18 protein-coding genes and 2 pseudogenes are annotated in these 16,946 nt (G+C 41.2%); 17 read left to right on the top strand and 3 right to left on the bottom strand.

Translation table 11 applies throughout. From position 1 onward, the window contains the following. Positions 1-131: 131 nt before the first annotated feature. The 10 genes from CYAN7822_RS33980 to CYAN7822_RS35230 all read left to right on the top strand — a co-directional run bounded on the left by CYAN7822_RS33980 (position 132) and on the right by CYAN7822_RS35230 (position 9,006). Entirely contained in the window at positions 132-335 is a 204-nt protein-coding gene (locus CYAN7822_RS33980) for a hypothetical protein (protein WP_013325764.1), read from the top strand. 49 nt (positions 336-384) lie between these two features. After that, positions 385-747, top strand: a complete 363-nt coding sequence (locus tag CYAN7822_RS33975; protein WP_013325763.1) for a hypothetical protein — start codon at positions 385-387, stop codon at positions 745-747. Next, positions 748-1,161 (top strand): HNH endonuclease, encoded by a 414-nt coding sequence (locus CYAN7822_RS33970; protein WP_013325762.1) that lies wholly within the window; start codon positions 748-750, stop codon positions 1,159-1,161. Positions 1,162-1,254: 93 nt separating this feature from the next. Then, on the top strand, positions 1,255-2,019 hold the full coding sequence (locus tag CYAN7822_RS33965; protein ID WP_013325761.1) for a ParA family protein: 765 nt from the start codon (positions 1,255-1,257) through the stop codon (positions 2,017-2,019). Then, the gene (locus CYAN7822_RS33960; protein WP_013325760.1) at positions 2,019-2,999 is read left to right on the top strand and encodes a ParB/RepB/Spo0J family partition protein; all 981 of its coding nucleotides are present in this window, start codon (positions 2,019-2,021) and stop codon (positions 2,997-2,999) included. Before CYAN7822_RS33965 ends, CYAN7822_RS33960 begins: the two co-directional genes overlap by 1 nt. 119 nt (positions 3,000-3,118) lie before the next feature. After that, positions 3,119-3,412 (top strand): nucleotidyltransferase family protein, encoded by a 294-nt coding sequence (locus tag CYAN7822_RS33955; RefSeq protein WP_013325759.1) that lies wholly within the window; start codon positions 3,119-3,121, stop codon positions 3,410-3,412. After that, positions 3,409-3,759 (top strand): HepT-like ribonuclease domain-containing protein, encoded by a 351-nt coding sequence (locus CYAN7822_RS33950; protein ID WP_013325758.1) that lies wholly within the window; start codon positions 3,409-3,411, stop codon positions 3,757-3,759. Before CYAN7822_RS33955 ends, CYAN7822_RS33950 begins: the two co-directional genes overlap by 4 nt. Before the next feature lie 218 nt (positions 3,760-3,977). Continuing rightward, the gene (locus tag CYAN7822_RS33945) at positions 3,978-6,932 is read left to right on the top strand and encodes a DEAD/DEAH box helicase (RefSeq protein WP_013325757.1); all 2,955 of its coding nucleotides are present in this window, start codon (positions 3,978-3,980) and stop codon (positions 6,930-6,932) included. A 116-nt stretch (positions 6,933-7,048) separates the two neighbouring features. Next, positions 7,049-7,450, top strand: a complete 402-nt coding sequence (locus CYAN7822_RS33940) for a plasmid mobilization protein (protein WP_013325756.1) — start codon at positions 7,049-7,051, stop codon at positions 7,448-7,450. After that, a complete protein-coding gene (locus CYAN7822_RS35230) occupies positions 7,447-9,006 on the top strand; it encodes a relaxase/mobilization nuclease domain-containing protein (protein WP_013325755.1) in 1,560 nt (519 codons plus the stop codon). The genes CYAN7822_RS33940 and CYAN7822_RS35230 overlap by 4 nt, the downstream gene beginning before the upstream one ends. Before the next feature lie 402 nt (positions 9,007-9,408). Here CYAN7822_RS35230 and CYAN7822_RS33930 read toward each other — a convergent pair whose 3' ends face one another. Continuing rightward, positions 9,409-9,786 carry a hypothetical protein gene (locus CYAN7822_RS33930; protein WP_013325754.1) on the bottom strand — a complete coding sequence of 126 codons (378 nt, stop codon included), beginning with the start codon at positions 9,784-9,786 and terminating at the stop codon, positions 9,409-9,411. A 174-nt stretch (positions 9,787-9,960) separates the two neighbouring features. Continuing rightward, positions 9,961-10,389: pseudogene (locus CYAN7822_RS40065) on the bottom strand (transposase); the annotation flags it as partial. A gap of 295 nt (positions 10,390-10,684) precedes the next feature. Here CYAN7822_RS40065 and CYAN7822_RS40060 point away from each other — a divergent pair. The 6 genes and pseudogenes from CYAN7822_RS40060 (at position 10,685) to CYAN7822_RS40040 (ending at position 14,880) form a co-directional block, all read left to right on the top strand. Then, on the top strand, positions 10,685-11,746 hold the full coding sequence (locus CYAN7822_RS40060) for a TnsA endonuclease N-terminal domain-containing protein (protein WP_245602877.1): 1,062 nt from the start codon (positions 10,685-10,687) through the stop codon (positions 11,744-11,746). After that, on the top strand, positions 11,721-12,764 hold the full coding sequence (locus CYAN7822_RS40055) for a primase-like DNA-binding domain-containing protein (RefSeq protein WP_245602876.1): 1,044 nt from the start codon (positions 11,721-11,723) through the stop codon (positions 12,762-12,764). The genes CYAN7822_RS40060 and CYAN7822_RS40055 overlap by 26 nt, the downstream gene beginning before the upstream one ends. Continuing rightward, positions 12,673-12,954 (top strand): annotated as a pseudogene (locus CYAN7822_RS40435) (hypothetical protein); the annotation flags it as partial. The gene CYAN7822_RS40055 and the pseudogene CYAN7822_RS40435, both read left to right, overlap by 92 nt. 18 nt (positions 12,955-12,972) lie before the next feature. Further along, positions 12,973-13,410, top strand: a complete 438-nt coding sequence (locus CYAN7822_RS40045; RefSeq protein ID WP_245602875.1) for a hypothetical protein — start codon at positions 12,973-12,975, stop codon at positions 13,408-13,410. Next, positions 13,410-14,420: an ATP-binding protein gene (locus CYAN7822_RS33915; RefSeq protein ID WP_245602874.1), complete on the top strand. Its 1,011-nt coding sequence runs from the start codon at positions 13,410-13,412 to the stop codon at positions 14,418-14,420. Before CYAN7822_RS40045 ends, CYAN7822_RS33915 begins: the two co-directional genes overlap by 1 nt. Beyond that, complete coding sequence (locus CYAN7822_RS40040) at positions 14,401-14,880, top strand: hypothetical protein (protein WP_049802735.1); 480 nt, start codon at positions 14,401-14,403, stop codon at positions 14,878-14,880. Before CYAN7822_RS33915 ends, CYAN7822_RS40040 begins: the two co-directional genes overlap by 20 nt. Before the next feature lie 289 nt (positions 14,881-15,169). Here the strand turns inward: CYAN7822_RS40040 and CYAN7822_RS33910 are convergent, their stop codons facing one another. Continuing rightward, positions 15,170-15,352, bottom strand: coding sequence for a hypothetical protein (locus CYAN7822_RS33910; RefSeq protein WP_041934456.1), 183 nt, complete (start codon positions 15,350-15,352; stop codon positions 15,170-15,172). A gap of 102 nt (positions 15,353-15,454) precedes the next feature. On the opposite strand from CYAN7822_RS33910, the gene CYAN7822_RS33905 reads away from it, so the two are divergent. Then, positions 15,455-16,672, top strand: coding sequence for an RNA-guided endonuclease InsQ/TnpB family protein (locus tag CYAN7822_RS33905; protein ID WP_013325753.1), 1,218 nt, complete (start codon positions 15,455-15,457; stop codon positions 16,670-16,672). Positions 16,673-16,946: the final 274 nt, after the last annotated feature.

Below are 16,946 nucleotides of genomic sequence, written 5' to 3'. Positions count from 1 at the left end.
AGTAAAAAACCAATTTTTGAAGTTGTATCATAAAAATTGTGTCCCTCTAACGATGGCTTGCTTATGTGGGTGGAGAGGGGTAGCATTAGATCTAACTTTACAATCTTTAAGTTCAGTTGGAGATTCCGTCCATGAATAACAAGTGCTTTCATCCCGATGATTTATTTACACAACAGCAGCAAACACGACTTGTTGAACTGATGGGGCACTTTCAAGAATCGCTGGCGACTGGAAACCCCCTTTCTCCTATTTCTAAGCAAGAATTAGAAAATTTAGTAGAAGCTGAGTTAAAGGCGGCTATTTCTCGTTCGGCTAAAATTCTGTCCTCATTATAAGCCGCCTCAAAAAATCTAAAATTGAACTAACCCATCTTAATAAACAACAATGGCAGAACTTACCATTCAAATTTCCGACGAACTAGCCAGCCGCTTAGAACCTCTGCGAGAGCGTCTTCCGCAATTGTTAGCACAACTGCTTGAAACCACAGACAGGAGCGCAGAAGTCACAGTTACAGACACAAGCTCTGTCTATGCTGAAGTTTTGGACTTTCTTCTTCATAGTCCTACCAAAAGTGAAATTATCGCCTTTAAAGTTTCCCCACAAGCTCAAGAACGTTTAAGAACATTACTGGAAAAAAACCGAGAATCTGCACTTACCCCCCTAGAAACGGCGGAGTTAGATACATATCAACAGCTAGAACATCTGATGATATTACTCAAAGCACACGCAGTTAACGCTATCAACTAAATGTCCACGATTCCAGCCGAACTCCGCTCTTTTGTCATTGAACGTGCCCAAGGTCAATGTGAATACTGCTTGATTCATCAAGATTTTTCCATTTATAGCCATGAAGTTGACCATATTATTGCTATTAAACATGGTGGTCAAACGACGGCAGAAAATCTTTGCCTCTCCTGCTTGTCTTGTAACCGTCACAAAGGCTCCGATTTGGCCACAATAAATCTCAACACCGGTGAAATTATTCCCTTATTTCATCCCCGTCGCCAAAAATGGACAGAACACTTTACTCTAAATAATGCTTATATTGACGGGCTTACTCCAATTGGCATTGCTACAGCGCGGTTATTAAAGTTCAACGCGCCCAACCGGCTCATTGAGCGGCAAATTTTGATAGGGCAAGGACGCTATCGAATTACATAACCAAAAATGATTACTCTGATTCCATTATACTTAAACACATAAATTTGACGGTTTTGTGGTCTAATTATCTCATCGAATCCATTCCTCAGTGCAATGACTGAACCGCCCACCCGCATCATCGCCCTATTCAACCAAGCCGGGGGAGTTGCAAAATCGACCCTCACTCAAAATCTCGGCTACCACCTAGCCGTTAAGCAACACCGTGTCCTCCTCATCGACATGGACCCGCAAGCCTCCTTAACAAAATTTATGGGCTTGATGCCCAACCAACTCGATAAAACGATTGCTGATGCCATCATTGATGAGCAGCCCCTCCCTATTCACTCAAACATTCATAATATGGACTTAGTTCCCGCTAACCGCATTCTCTCTGGGGCGGAAATGCAGTTAGTCAATGCCGAAATGCGAGACTTGCGACTAAAAGAAGCGGTAGAACCAGTCCTCGACGATTACAACTTCATTCTTATTGACTGTCCTCCCAGTTTAGGACTACTTTCCTATATCAGTTTAGTAGCCGCTACTCACGTCCTTGTCCCCCTCGAAACCCATCTCAAAGCCTTTGAAGGGACAAACGAACTTCTCCAAACCGTCACCAGAGTCAAAAACAAAGCTAACCGTAAATTACAAATAGCAGGATTTGTTCCTACCCGATACGACAGTCGTAACTCCGCCGATACCCGCACCCTAGCCGCTATTTCTACTCAACTGGCCAGTTGGGGACAAATTTTTCCCCCCGTTCCCCGTTCTACTGCCTTTGTGGATGCAACCGAAGAACGCGCCCCCTTAGCCGTGTACGCCCCGAAACATCCTGTCGTCCCTGTCCTAGAATCCTTAGCGGAAGCAATGGAGGCACTATAATGGCTCGTCGCAAGAATAACCAACCTCTAAAAAGTGAAATAACCGCGCCTTGGGCTGAATCTTTAGCTCCAACGACCTCAACCCCAGACTCAACAATTCCCATCACAGAAATTCATCTCAACAAACAGCAACCACGCCGTTACTTTGACCCCCAAGCTTTAGAAGAATTAATTAAATCTATTTCTCAGCATGGAATTCTTCAACCCTTGCTGGTTCGTCCTTTAGAAGATGGCGGTTATGAATTAGTCGCTGGAGAACGACGCTATCGTGCTGCCACTGAAGTCGGATTGACGGAAGTCCCCGTAGTGATTCGAGAGTTGAGCAATGAGCAAGCGCTTCAACTTGCCCTAATCGAAAACTTACAACGGGAAGACCTCAACCCAGTCGAAGAAACCGAAGGCATTCTACAACTTCTCTCTCTCCGTTTAAACATTACCTTTGAAGAAGCCCCTTCTGTTCTGTATCGTCTCCAAAACGAAGCTAAAGGTAAAGTTACCCGTAACGAAGAAGATAGCGAATTAGAGGAGCAGATTGTAGCCGTGTTTGACTCCATCGGAATTATGAACTGGGAGTCTTTCGTTAGAAATCGTCTCCCCTTGCTCAACCTCCCTGAAGACATCAAAACCGCCCTCAGAGAAGGCTTAATTGCCTATACTAAAGCCGTTGCTATCGCCCGAATTAAAGACGAAGCTACCCGTCGTCAAATCCTCACTGAAGCGATTGAAAAAAAACTTTCTCTGAGCGAAATTAAGGAACGAATTCTCTTTCAAAGTTCTCAACAAGAGTCTCCCTCAAACTCTGACTCTTTACCGCAGCGCCTGAAGTCCGCGTACCAACTCCTCAAAAAATCCCGCATTTGGGACAAACCTGAAAAGCGCGAACAATTAGAACAGTTGTTAGCTCAATTAGAAGTGTTGGCCAAAGACGATGAATTAAGTGAAAAGTCAGAAGAAGAATCCTCTGTTGTTAAGGAAAGCTAAGACGTGAGAGCGTTTTTTTTGATTGAATTGGCTTCCATCGGAGCATTACCCGTAACGTTACGGGTAAAAAATTTTATTGATAAAATTAAATAATAATTAACAAGAGAAGAACAAAGATTATGGAAATTGATAACTTACTCCGAGAAAAACGAGAACAAATTATTGCTATTGCTGAAAAACATGGCGCTCTTAATGTGCGAATTTTTGGGTCGGTCGCCAGGGGAGAAGCCGACGAAAAAAGTGACCTTGATTTATTAGTTGACTATTGCCGTGAACGTCGAAGCTCATGGTTTCCTTTGCGGTTAATTCGAGAATTGGAAGAGCTTTTAGGTTGTAAAGTCGATATAACTACTGAACAGGGACTCAAGGAACGAATTAAAGAGCGTGTGTTAAAAGAGGCTATTCCCCTATGAGAGACGATAGCGAACGGTTACGAGATATTTTAGAAGCGATTGGGCGTTTAGAAAAATATACAAATCAAGGAAAAACCGCCTTTGAAGAACAGGAATTAATCCAAACTTGGGTGATTTATCATTTACAAATTATTGGTGAGGCATCAAGGGCAACATCTCAAGAATTTAAAGCAAAATACCCTGAAATTCCTTGGCGAGAAGCGGGGGATTTAAGAAATCTGGTTATTCATGAATATTTCCGTATTAATTTAGCATTCATTTGGGATATTGTTGAGAATGATATTCCTTCCCTCAAACAACAAATTGAAGCTATTTTAAGAGAAATAGAGTCAAACAACAATAAGTGATAATTAACCGCAAAATGTGAGTATTTAGCATCAACAGACACCCGTTTTCTATCAATTGATTTTAAAACAGATTTACCCGTAACGTTACGGGTAAAAACAACAAACGAGCAACCATTATTAAAGCTAGTCATTATTTTTCCTCTCTCAGGATAAACGCAATTTTCAGTTGATAGGGGCATAATGGAATTATTGCGTGTAGAGGAGTCGAGCTAAGACTCATGTTAGAACAAAACACAATTTCAGCTATCCTTCAAACTTGGTTGGATTACATTCAGCTAGAAGAGTTAACCAATGCCGAAGTTGATGCCGGTTCTACTGACGACGACCCCCATATCTGGGACAAAGATATTAACCTATTAGGAAATCATCTCTTCCTGACGGAATCTCTTTTCAAAGAACTTAAGCAAGAATACAAAGACTTAAAGGAACAGAACAAATCCGACGACTTCAAAATTGCCGTCGCTTTCCCACAGATTTATCAAATTAAAGATAGACTTCGCAAATTTCGTCCCCTATTCACCCTTGATATCTCAATTATTTTTGCAGGGAACTATCAGAAAAGCGGATGGGATTTAACCAAATTCCTTTTTCAACCCGTGTTACCAAATTTGATGGATTTGTACGGACTTTCCGAAGATGAAGCCGAAAACTTAGTCATACGGGAAGGACTGCTAGTCTTTTTAGAAACAACCTTTAACCATCCCTACAAGGACTTACAAGACTTTCTCAACTTAATTGACTTACCCCCCCGCCCTCTGCGTTCTAAAGCTTCGCCCTATTTACTACGCTTCGATTATGCTCCTTATAGTTATAATCTCAAAAAAGATTTACAAAAAATCTGCTCTCAACCTCAATGGGATTGGGCAACCCCATCTCATCCGGCTTATGAATATCTCTTTGGTGTCCCTAAACCCCCGTCTCATGAAGTGTTCTTTTTAGGGGCATTTCCTACCAACCCCCCAACTCCCTCACAAGCATTAGCCCTTAAACACGCCCTATTAAATCCCATTACCGCCGTTATGGGTCCCCCAGGTAATGGCAAAACTAGCACTTCATTACATAAAATCGCTCAACAAATCGTCAAACGAGCTTATAAGTTAATCACATCAGGACTTGATGAAAGCAATTTAACTCTCGTAACCAGTACCAATAACCGAGCCGTCAATAATGTGGAAGAACGATTAGCGGCTGACATCTCAACCGAGCGATTTTACTTATCAGGAGGGTCGAAAAATTTAATTGACAAGCAAGTTTTACCCAAACTCCAAGCCGCCATTAATTGGTTAGAGCAAGCTGACTTTGATGAACAAGACTGGTATTTTACGAAAAATCAACTTTTAACTCTCGCCAACGAATTAACCGAACAAAAAAAGCAATACGACTTTGAGCGGCAACAACAGCAACAAGACGAACAACTTCTGAATAGATTATCCGAGGAAATCGAAGAACTTGAGACAGCTATATCCGACTTTTCTTACTCTTCTAACAGAGAAGAAGTCCCGAATTACACTTCTTTTCCCGCCAACGCTTACGAGCAAATTCTCCCCTATGTGGAAAAGGCGATAGCCTCCCTGCCTCCTGCGGAGTCTTCATCTATTAGAAGTGCCCAAAACGTTTTAGGAAGACTTTGGAACTGGTTACGTTCCCTTTATAGCTCACTTACCCAAAGTAGTGAACGACATATTCTCAAGCGATTATACAAACAGATAGAAGTTCCGATTGCCGCTACATTAGCCACCCCTTTCCCCTTTCAAATGCCTTTAACGAGAGAATCGCTTCTGTCAGCCAGGGAGATGATAGTATTTCAATTAAACCGTCAGAGGGAATCTACTCAAGCTCAACTCGATAGAGAAGAATCTACTCAACAGCAGAACTCCCTCACTACTCAACGAGACTACCTTTTAAGGCGTGTTGAGCAACTCCAAAGCCGATTAGCTAATTATGCCACAGAAGACTTTTACGACCTCTTCTACATCCAATTCCATGCCCAACAACAACAATTATTTACCTTATCTTGGCAGTATCTCCAACTTGAAGCCCTAAAACGAAAAGAAGAGGTTCTGACCTCCCTCAAGACTTACATGGGGGTTCTGATTCAAGATTGGGATGCGCGACGGGCACTCGCAAAAAATTGGCGGACAATTTACCGTGACCTCAGTTTAGTGTTTCCCGTTCTCATTAGTACCCTACATTCCGTCCGTAACCTCATCCCTTACCCCGATACGGGTTGTCTTGACCAAGTTATATTCGATGAAGCGGCTATGTCGCCTCAGCATCAGGCATTTCCGGTCTTAGTCCGTACTTCGTCTGCGTTTATTGTTGGCGACCCTTGGCAACTTGAACCGGTTATTCCCTTTAGCCAGGAGTCTTTAAAACAGTATGCTGGTGAATCGTTTTTAAAACGAGGCTTAACGGATGCTGACTATGACCGTTACAGTCCTACCTCGCATTGTACCGCCTATCATCGGGCAGCCGGAGCATCTGGAGAACAGGGGGATATCGGAATGGGAATTTTGCTCAAAGAACATTATCGCTGTGTTCCACCAATTATCAAGTACAGTGACCGCATCTGTCACTACGGAATCGACATCAAAACTCCTGATAAGCCCTCGGCTTTGGGTGCTAATCTAATTGCTTATCATGTACAAGGAAAATTTGATTCCCAGAGCAATGTAGCAGAAATTGAAGCGATTGAAGCCATTATTGACCATTTACTGAAACTGGGTTACTGTGTCAATTCGCCTAACAATGACAGTGCTATCGGTGTAATTTCTCCCTATCGTCATCAAGCTAATGCACTGAATAAAAAGCTACATTCAACCTGGGATGATTTTTCAAATAACAGTATTGGGACAATTCATACCTTCCAAGGTGGTGAAAAATCAGTCATTATTCTTTCCACTCGCCAATCTCTTGAGACAGACAGTCTTTGGTTTATTAACCGTCGCCCCAATCTACTAAATGTAGCTGTCAGTCGTGCTAAGGAATTGTTTATTTTAGTGGGCGATTTGGAACGGCTAAAGGAAGGGGGTTACACTCGGATGTTAGTTGAACATATTGAAGAATATGGCGAGATTAGGGAATTGCCCCAGAGCTTTCCTCAAGACACCCGCAAAAGAAGCAAAGCATCTCTTTCTCGCTCTCCCAAACCCCGAATAAGCAAGCCATCGTGAGAGGGGTACATTTTTTTAGTTAGCTCTCAAAAGAATCAGTGCTGACTCTACTATTTTAAAGATAGGATAGGGGTAAAAAATAACTCTTATCTTGCCTTTTTATAGACTCAAAAAATATGCCCAAAAGAAGACAATCAGAGCCTTCAACTGATAGTGAAAGCCGAAAAAAAAGCAAACGAGATGTAGAATATAAAATCCGTTTACGTGCGGATGAGCGAATAGAATGGGAAGCGAAAGCTAGAGCCTTAAGGATGAATTTAGCCGCCTTTATTCGTCGGTCAGTTAATCGACGACGAGTAGCTAGAGTACCTGCTGTTAATATAGAAACTAACCGACAATTAACCCGAATTGGAGATTTACTGACTCAACATATTACAGTTGTCCAAACAGCACTAAGTAAAGGACAACCCGTTAATATAGATTTGAACGTTTTGGAGGAATTAGCCGCTACTATCAAACAAACCCGACGAGAGGTACTCGGTATCGATACAGTTGAGAGTGAGGAAGATTTGACTTGATTGGCAAAATCACTAAAGGTAAAGCATTTGCTCCCCTAGTTAAGTATGTTCTTAACCCAGACAAGAAGGCGCGAGTTGTGGCGACGAATATGTGTGGGGAAACTCCGCTTCAGTTGATAGCTGAACTGCAAATAACCGAAGATTTAAACTTGAGGGTTCAATCCCCGGTTTGTCATATCAGTCTCAGTTTTCCTGTCGGTGAGACAGTCAGTGATGAAACCCTAAAAGAGATCGCCGGTGACTATTTACCTCAGATGGGATTTGACGATAATCCTTACTTTGTCGCTGTTCATGAAGATACTGACCATTTCCACGCTCATATCGTTACATCAAGAATTAAGTGGTCAGGGAAATGTGTACCAGATTGGAAAGATTACCAGCAAAGTGAAACAATTCTCCGCTCATTAGAACAGAAATACCAGCTTACCCCAGTTACACCGAGTTGGGAAGTCACCAGAGCAGCCGACACAACAGGGGAAATCCGTCGCCAACGTAAACAGCAGGAACAGTCTAAAAGTGTTAGACGGCAACTACAGGATGAAATCGATAAAATAACGAAAAATCGGGCTGTTTCAGTAACTGAATTATTTAAAAAGTTAGAGTCAGCAGGAATTGAAGTCGAAGTCACCCAAACGCCTAACGGATTAGGAATTTCATTTTCCTTAGATGAGGTGAGTATTTCTGGGACTAACTTAGGAGCGGCTTACACTTGGAACGGGTTACAAAAACACAAATCCGTTAGCTATGACCCCCAAGGAGATAAGCAAGCCGTCGAACAAGCAATTGTTAGTCGTCAATACCGATTGTCTAATGGTGAGGGGAGTGAAACAGAAACAATTACCCGTAACGTTACGGGTAACTTAAATGAAAAAACTAACAAGAGTAAGATGTCATCAAGAGAAAATCTCTTTACAGTAGGAGAAAAAACCGCTAATCAGGACGACCCTTATGCCGACCAAGAGACAGAACTCAAACAATTCCCAAGAGAAACTCAACGGACAGAATCCTCCTTCCTCAGAGCAATCAATCAACGACTCGCCGAACTTATTAATCTTGTTGGAAATGTTAGTCAAACAGAGCAACGAGATTCAGTCAGAACAAACGAGTCAGAATCAGAGAATCACACGCTTGGAGCAAACCAACAAGGAAATCTTGAGTCAACTGAGGGAGTTAAACGAGTTAATTTCAGAGAACAATCACGGCGAAGAGGTACAAGAACAAATCGAGTCAATCAAGGAGACACAGAAGCAGGTACTAAACTTGATGGCGGGACAAGCACAGAACACAGAACGGTTAACCTCGGCGATGAGTCAGAGTTTGAAAGACTGGCAGAACTCCAGACAGCAGCAAGACGAAGTATTGAAGAATTGGAGGCAGAATACAAAGAACGACATCCAGACGGGGATGGGAAGCGTCAGTCGGAGCATCAACAACCTAGCCGAAGGAGTGAACAATCTCAACCAGAAACACAACCAAGTTATCAACCATCTCAGCCAAAAACACAACCAAGTTATCAGCCATCTCCACCTAAGAAAAGCAGAGGATTCTCACGTTAATTGGACTTGGGGCAATGTAATCAGTTTAGTTGCCGGCTACTGCTTTCTGACAGTTGTTATAACGGCGGTAACATTTCAGTTTATTCCCCCAAAACTATCAGATGACGGGTTAGCTTACCTACAGGCCATTTATCAAAGATTGGGGTGGTCAAATACTAAGTTACAAAGGATTGAGAAGAAATTGGGGACTGAACCCAATCAGAGGTAGGCTTTCTTGGTTCACATAAAAAAATGCAATAAAGGCAAAACTTGGCTTTAAACGTAACAATTGGTTATGTTATAGGCAAATAATAGTCCTCTAATCAGATATCATAGGAAAAGCCAATAATTTTGTCCTTAAACTCGAATAAGTTATTGACTTGTCTGAGTAGCTGAGATTATTACTCCTAAGAAATATTTGAGTTAAACCAACGCTAAAAAAGGCTGCACAATTTCTGCTCCTGTCATATTTTCCTGTAAAAAAACGTGAGAATTAAATCCTTGGTCACAAAAGACCAATTTGGGCGAGGGAGATACTAAAGAGCGAAACCAAACGGCAAAAGCAGCACAGTCAAGTATATAACCATCTAAGCTAATTCCCTGTAAATCTCGATGTAATGCACCATCGATTCTTTGTCCAGTTTCAGGGCTTGTAATAATCCATTCTAGACAATAGTAATCATCTGGATTAGTGACTGTCTTAAGCTCAATTTGTGACCAAGATTTCTCTAAATCTTCTATCAACGCATCTGGGTTAATTCTCCATTCCGTTGATTCTGGGGGTGTAATGAGGTATTCCATGTTGGGATTCTCCTTATTAATTAAGACATAACGACAAGGCGACTAGGAATATTAAACTGTTGTAGCAAACTTTCAAAAAAAGGGACGGCTTCTTCAATGTTATATAGCAATCGCCAAGGCGGTTAGGACGCTTTCACAAGCACATCTTCCATAGCATCCGCTTATACAATTAAATTAATTGATTCGTTTACGAATTCGACTCTTTAACCATGACCAACATTGTTCGATTTTATTAAGAGCAGGTGAATAAGATGGTAAATATTTTAATTGACAACCGGCTGATTCAATTAACTCTTTAATCTGTCCACCTCTATGAAAAGTTGCGAGAGGCTGCAATTGCTATTTGTCCAGGCTTTAAACAAGTGTTTAACCAAGTTTCAAATACGGTTCGGTTTATCGCTCCTTCAACCGTAAATGTGGCGAATAATTTGCCATCACACCAAGCGGCTATCATATTAACACGCCCTTCTCTTTTTGTTTCATTTCTTTCTCGATAACCATAAGTTTTTTTTCCGAGTGAATCCAATTTTTTTTAAAGCTCTTGATCTTGTACGATCACCCGTCGCCTGGCCATAGTTTCGCCATCTCAGCTTGAGTTTTATTGAGACTTAAACCATATTTTGGCGTAATTTAAAATCATATTTTGGCGCGGTTATACGGAGTTTGAGGGTTTTTGCCAACCCTAGTTTCAACCATATTATGTCGTTGAGTTCGCAAAATCAATCATATTGTGTCGTTGAGTTCGCGCTTGTTAAAATTACTGCCAAGTCGCCTTTTATTTTTTAAGTCAAAGATTTTTGACGACAAAATATCATTGAAAACGACAAGATATGATTTATACTTAAAGAAGCCCAAGGTCTCAAACGTCCTCCCAATCGACCTAGTTGAGGAAAACTGATTGAATCCAACAGAATTTGCTCATTGGTGTCAAACCCTCTGTCTCGACTCAAAAACAATCGAGTTGATTGAGCGAATTCGGACTGCTCCTCCCACTCGACGAGTACAAGGAAAGGCTGGCAATGTAAGCGGAACATACCCAAGCCAGAAAATGGGAGTAACAATTCAGTTCGAGAGTCACCGGGTCGAATTATGGGCTATTTACCAAATGGAGCATTGTGAAGAGGTATTAGAATTTTATGACCAACCAGAGGGCTTTAAGATTCGCTATAAAAATGCAGCCGGACGAAACATTGGGCATTATCATACTCCAGACTTTTTCGTACTACGTACTGGAGGTGCGGGATGGGAAGAATGGAAAACCGAAGCTCAACTGATTAAACTGAGCGAAAAATATCCGACTCGTTATCAAAAAGCCGAAAACGGTCAGTGGTACTGCCCACCGGGTGAAGCTTACGCAAGTCAGTTAGGATTAAAATATTATGTCCGCTCGGATGCGAATTTAGACAGAATTTATATTCAAAATTTGATGTTTCTGGAAGACTATTTGAAAGGTAGCGTTTCCATCAACGAGAAAATCACTACACAAGTCAAAAAACTTGTCACGGAAAACTCTTCAATTACTTTTTCGTCCGTTAAAAATAGCATCAAAGGCATTCGAGCTAATGATTTGTATGCAATGATTGCGCTTGAACAATTATATGTAAATTTATCGGAATGTCCTTTAATCGACCAAAAGTCAGTACGCTTATATACAGATAAAGCCACTTACGACGCTGTGTCAATAATTAAACAAGTTTCGCTCCCTCTTTCAAAAGTTGATAGAGAAGTTGAACCTAACACAGTTATTAAATGGGATGGAAGAGTTTGGAGATTATTAAACCCTGGACAAAAAACGATAACTTTATTACCTGAAATTGGACAACCAATACAGATAAATCGGACTTTTTGGGAATCTTTACTTGAAACTGGGCAAATTAATTTTATTACAGAAAAAGAATCATCAGTTACCGCTCAAGAAGTTCAAACTCTGATGAGTGAAGCGGCGCTCCGGAGATCTTAAAGTAGCTAATAATCGTTTTCACTTAGTACAAGCTTATTTATCAGGTCAAACTGAAGAATGTCAGAACGTTTCGCAGCGTACATTACAACGTTGGTCGAAAAAATTTCGAGAAGCAACTGACAAGTACGGCTGTGGATATGTTGGTTTGTTACCACAAAGAAAAAAACAAGGTAATCGGAATGCGAAAACACCTCCAGCAGCACGAGAATTACTGGAAACTTTTATCACAACCCATTTTGACACACCCAGACAGGCTCCGGCAGCGTCAGTTTACCGAGCTTATAAAAAAGCTTGTACTGAGCAAAATTTAATTGCACTCTCCCATAGTACATTTTACCAACGCCTGAAAAAACGTCGCGCCCCTGAGCAACTAAGCAAACGATACGGAGCGACCATAGCTTATAACCAAAGTAGTTGGTATTGGGAGTTAAATGCTTCTACACCACGCCACGGAGACCGGCCAGGAGCGATTTGCCATCTGGACCATACACAGCTAGATATTGAATTACGTTCTTCTACCACAGGGCGACTGTTGGGACGACCTTGGATGACTCTACTGACTGACGCTTACAGCCGTCGTATTCTGTCAGTTTATCTAACTTTTGACCCGCCCTCTTACAGGTCTTGTATGATGGCTTTGCGAATCGGCGTTCAGCGTACAGGGCGCTTTCCTGAGTCATTAGTAGTCGATGGAGGCAAAGAATTCCACAGTGTTTATTTTGATAGCTTACTAGCAAGGTATTACTGTACAAAAAAAACTCGTCCTACCAAGAAACCCCGTTTTGGCAGTGTAATCGAGCGGCTGTTCGATACAACCAATACTCAGTTCGTCTATAACTTGTTAGGGAACACTCAAGCTTCTAAACAACCTAGAACCCTTACGTCAGATATTAATCCAAAAGGGCAAGCCGTTTGGACTTTAGGAGATCTTTACACTTATCTTCAACAATGGGAGGGGCGAACTTTACGATACAACCGAACATCCCGCTCTTTTTACCACACCTCTACTGGCTTATGAACAAGGGTTAATTTTAACAGGAGAAAGAGAGCATCGGCATATCGCCTACAATGAAGATTTTATTTTAGCTACCCTTCCTTCTTCCTCTTCAGGAGTTGCCCAAGTTCAACCTGGGCGTGGAATCAAGCTACATTACCTTTATTATTGGAGCGAAACTTTTCGTAATCCTGAACTAGAGCGAACTAAAGTCTCAGTTCGTTATGACCCGATGGATGTGGGTGTGGCTTATGCCTATGTACAAGGACGTTGGGTTAAATGTATTTCTCAGTATTACAGCATTTTTTCTGGGAGAAGTGAAAAAGAACTGTTTCTAGCATCAGTTGAGATTAAACAATTGAAAAAACTCACCAATATTTCAATTCCTCTGTCGGCTCAACGTTTAGCTGAGTTTTTATCTGATGTCCAAAAACATGAAACTTTATTAATGCAAAGATTACGAGATTTAGAAGCAAAAATGATTCTCGATAGTTTCCTCACCGAATCCCCAACTGAACAAGAAATAAAAATGCCTATTTCTAACCCTAGAAGTAGTTCAATTCCTCAATCCTCAAAACAATTAGAAGTATCAGCCTCCAATCAAGCCACTTACCCAATTTCTCTTTCTGTCGATGTATCAGAGTTGCCAATTTTTGAGGAGTACAGATAATGGAAGACTTTGATTTAGACTTCGACTTGGAAGCTGATTCAGATCCTCAATTAGCTAGTTTTAAAGAATATGCAGTGCTACACCCTAACTTGAAGGAAGTTAGCCAAGCTTTGATGAGTGCTATTATCGAGCCGGGCGGATTTGCTCATGTCTTAGTTTATGGACCATCGGGGGTGGGCAAAACAACAATGATTAAGCGTCTAGAAAAAAGGTTTAATAGTCAAACAAATAATGTTTCTCGAACCCCTAAAAATAAAAATAGTGTCTCCTCTCAAGGGTCGTTACCATTACTTGTTTTAGAAGTTCGCTCATCTGATGATGGTATTTTTAATCGGGCTAACTATTATCGTATAGCCCTGGAAACTCTCGGTGAACCCTTTTATGAACGTCGGCTACTGGTTGATATTAATACTGAACAAACTTGGGAAAAAAAAGGACGTAGTCGCAGTAAAAATGCACAATTTAATGACTCAACCGAATTACGTCGAGCTTTTGAAGATGCTTTAATTAAACATGGAGTACGGGCTGTCATTTTAGATGAAGCACAACATTTGATGAAAGTTGGTAATGGTCAGAGTGCCAGCAAATTATTAGACCAATTAGACTGGATAAAATCCATAACTAATGTCACTGGTGTCCTTCATGTTCTTATTGGAACTTATGAACTGTTAAGTTTTCAAAATCTAAATGGTCAAGCCGCACGACGTGGACTCGACTTACATTTTAAACGCTATCAATTTTCGGTTGAACAAGATCGTCGAAATTTTCAAGCCGCTTTATTGGCTCTGCTTAAACAAGTTCCTCTTAATACTGATATCGAGTCATTGATGCAGCAATGGTTTTATTTTTATGAACGCTCGATTGGGTGCGTTGGCGTTTTAAAGGACTGGCTTATTCGGGCAAGTGGAGCGTGTCTTCGTCGAGGTGAAGATACTTTGACGATAGAACGAATACAGGAGTATGCTTTTAACCTCGCGAGCGTGCGAACGTATGGCTATAGATGCAGTTGAAGGAGAGCAACAATTAATTTACTCCGCCAGTCGCCAAGACCATTTATCTCGATTATTAAACATGGAAGGGATTCTTACAAACTCTACTCAAGAAAAAGAATCTTCAGATGATAGTAGCACTTTTACAAGTCCTTCACTCCTCTCGACAAAAGCAACTTCAATAGATGACACAATAACTCCGACCTCCAATACTCATTCTCCTAGGCGAAAACGTACTTCAACCGCTTCTAAGACTTCCGATGCCTCTACTGTTAAAAAAGGAAGAAAAAAAACGACTTCAGTCAAAAACGATGAAATTGTCTCTCTACCCCATAATAATGAAACTTTATCAGAAGAGAGCGTAAAAGTAGAAGAAGCTGATTCCATTGATGCTACATCAACACAGAAAAAGACAAAGCGAAGAGTAGGAGCGCGTAAACCCAAACGCGACCAAGTTGGGTCCGAACCCGAAAAAGCCTGAACCTGTTTGACTTATCTGTACAAGTTTTAACAAGCAGGATGAGCGCGTAGCGGTCGGAAGGAGTGAGCGTGTAGACCATTTCGGTCTCTTAGCTTTAAATAAACATCAGCCACCGAATCCGAAAATCCTGCCACGGGGGGTCTGGGGGGAAACCCCCCAGGACTTAAAGCGTAGTGAAAAGAGACAGCGAAGCGAGCGCTTATTCATAAATTTATCAAATGGCTTTCTCTTATAGTAGTCCTTTTTTTCAAGCATATTTTGTCGTTCGCGCCAAAATATGGTTTAAGTCTCATTTATCTCCATTAATTTCCACAAATTCAACAAATTTTTCCCAGTCAAAAATTTTATGACCATTTCCTCGCGGTTGATTTTTCTCTAGAAGTTGGTTGTAGCGTTCCATCTCCACCGCTTGTTGATGACTTTTGGCGAGGAGCCATAACGCTGCATTATCTAAAAGATCCAGGCGTGCCAATTCTGCTTGAAATTCGCAGGGTACATCCGTCCAATCTGCGGGACTACCAACGGATTATTTTGTGTTACTATACTTTATAGCAAATTCTTTTCACTCTAAGTAATGCTCAAGGTCGTCAAAATAAGGCTGTATCCAGATGAACAACAACGGCAATCATTGGAGCAATCCTTTGGAAATTGTCGCTGGCTGTGGAATTATTGTCTTAATCTGATGAATGAGACGTATAGAGACACAGGAAAGGGCTTGTCTGGATATGAAGTCAAGAAGTTAATCCCTCAACTCAAAAAAGAGTACGAGTGGCTATCCTTGGCTTATTCTGCCTGTTTACAGCAGGTTTGTCTGAATCTAGGTGTGGCTTTCAATAATTTCTTTGAAAAAAGAGCCAAGTATCCTAGGTTTAAATCAAAGCACGGTAGGCAGTCAATACAATATCCTCAGAACGTTAAGGTGGCGGAGCAAAGTGTGACCATTCCTAAGATTGGAGAGGTTGAAGCAATTATTCATAGACCAGTTGAAGGGAAAATTAAGACTGTAACCGTATCAAGAAATTGCTCGGGTCAATACTTTGCTTCCGTGTTATTTGAAGATGGAAAAGAAAAGCCTTCAACATCTTCTGAAGGAAAAGCAATAGGGGTTGATTTAGGATTAGCCCATTTTTGTATAACGAGTGATGGGTCTAAATATGATAATCCTAGATTCCTAAAAAAACACGAAAAGAATTTAAAGGTTAAACAGCAACATTTATCTAGAAAGCAAAAAGGTTCTAATAATCGAATCAAGGCTAGAAAGAAAGTTGCAAAGGTACATACAAAAATTACTAACTGTCGTGAGGATTTTCTGCATAAACTATCACGTAGGATAGTTAACGAAAGTCAAGTTGTAATTGTAGAAAATCTTAATGTCAAAGGCATGATGCAGAATCATAAACTAGCCAAAGCTATACATCAAGTTGGTTGGGGTCTATTTTGTACCATGCTTAAATACAAAGCGGAACAAGACGGAAAAGTTTATCAAGAAGTAGATAGATTTTTTCCCAGTTCTAAGACTTGTCATATCTGCTTAAATCAAGTTGGCAGTTTACCGCTTGACGTAAGGACATGGACTTGTGAGTATTGCCAAGCCAAACACGATAGGGATGTAAACGCAGCGATTAACCTCAGAGACGAGGGACTACGAATTTTGACGGGGCGTATAAACCCTGGAGGTTTCCTCCAGGGACAGCCCCTCACCTCCGGGACGGGGGATAAAGCCTGTCGCCCAGATGTAAGACGCAGTAATCGAGGACGCAAGAAATCGACTACTGCGCTATCTGTTGGGTAGGAAGCCAACGCTCACTCCTTCAGGAGCGTTGGTAGTTCACTGTCGGGATACTAGAAGTTGTGTAAGCAAGGTCAAACCCTTACCCAGTCTTAGCTTGAGGTGTATTTTTGAAAAAATTTTTAACTTTTTTTTCTTACAACTTGTGAGCAAATTTTTCAGGATCGTCTTTCCCTTCAAACGCTTGACGAAGTGGGGTGCGCTCACGCGCACTCTTAAATAGAGACTCGCGTCTAGACGCGGAGTGCGAAGTATGATGAAAGATAATCATGTTTAT

This window comes from Gloeothece verrucosa PCC 7822 (assembly GCF_000147335.1).
Taxonomy (GTDB): Bacteria; Cyanobacteriota; Cyanobacteriia; order Cyanobacteriales; family Microcystaceae; genus Gloeothece; species Gloeothece verrucosa.
This window is presented reverse-complemented; position numbering and strand designations above follow the sequence as displayed.

Excerpts from the sequence above, each read along its gene's own strand:
- CYAN7822_RS33980 (WP_013325764.1), top strand. The coding sequence starts at position 132 with ATGAATAACAAGTGCTTTCATCCCGATGATTTATTTACACAACAGCAG.
- CYAN7822_RS33975 (WP_013325763.1), top strand. The coding sequence starts at position 385 with ATGGCAGAACTTACCATTCAAATTTCCGACGAACTAGCCAGCCGCTTA.
- CYAN7822_RS33970 (WP_013325762.1), top strand. The coding sequence starts at position 748 with ATGTCCACGATTCCAGCCGAACTCCGCTCTTTTGTCATTGAACGTGCC.
- CYAN7822_RS33965 (WP_013325761.1), top strand. The coding sequence starts at position 1,255 with ATGACTGAACCGCCCACCCGCATCATCGCCCTATTCAACCAAGCCGGG.
- CYAN7822_RS33960 (WP_013325760.1), top strand. The coding sequence starts at position 2,019 with ATGGCTCGTCGCAAGAATAACCAACCTCTAAAAAGTGAAATAACCGCG.
- CYAN7822_RS33955 (WP_013325759.1), top strand. The coding sequence starts at position 3,119 with ATGGAAATTGATAACTTACTCCGAGAAAAACGAGAACAAATTATTGCT.
- CYAN7822_RS33950 (WP_013325758.1), top strand. The coding sequence starts at position 3,409 with ATGAGAGACGATAGCGAACGGTTACGAGATATTTTAGAAGCGATTGGG.
- CYAN7822_RS33945 (WP_013325757.1), top strand. The coding sequence starts at position 3,978 with ATGTTAGAACAAAACACAATTTCAGCTATCCTTCAAACTTGGTTGGAT.
- CYAN7822_RS33940 (WP_013325756.1), top strand. The coding sequence starts at position 7,049 with ATGCCCAAAAGAAGACAATCAGAGCCTTCAACTGATAGTGAAAGCCGA.
- CYAN7822_RS33930 (WP_013325754.1), bottom strand. The coding sequence starts at position 9,786 with ATGGAATACCTCATTACACCCCCAGAATCAACGGAATGGAGAATTAAC.
- CYAN7822_RS40045 (WP_245602875.1), top strand. The coding sequence starts at position 12,973 with ATGGATGTGGGTGTGGCTTATGCCTATGTACAAGGACGTTGGGTTAAA.
- CYAN7822_RS33915 (WP_245602874.1), top strand. The coding sequence starts at position 13,410 with ATGGAAGACTTTGATTTAGACTTCGACTTGGAAGCTGATTCAGATCCT.
- CYAN7822_RS40040 (WP_049802735.1), top strand. The coding sequence starts at position 14,401 with ATGGCTATAGATGCAGTTGAAGGAGAGCAACAATTAATTTACTCCGCC.
- CYAN7822_RS33905 (WP_013325753.1), top strand. The coding sequence starts at position 15,455 with ATGCTCAAGGTCGTCAAAATAAGGCTGTATCCAGATGAACAACAACGG.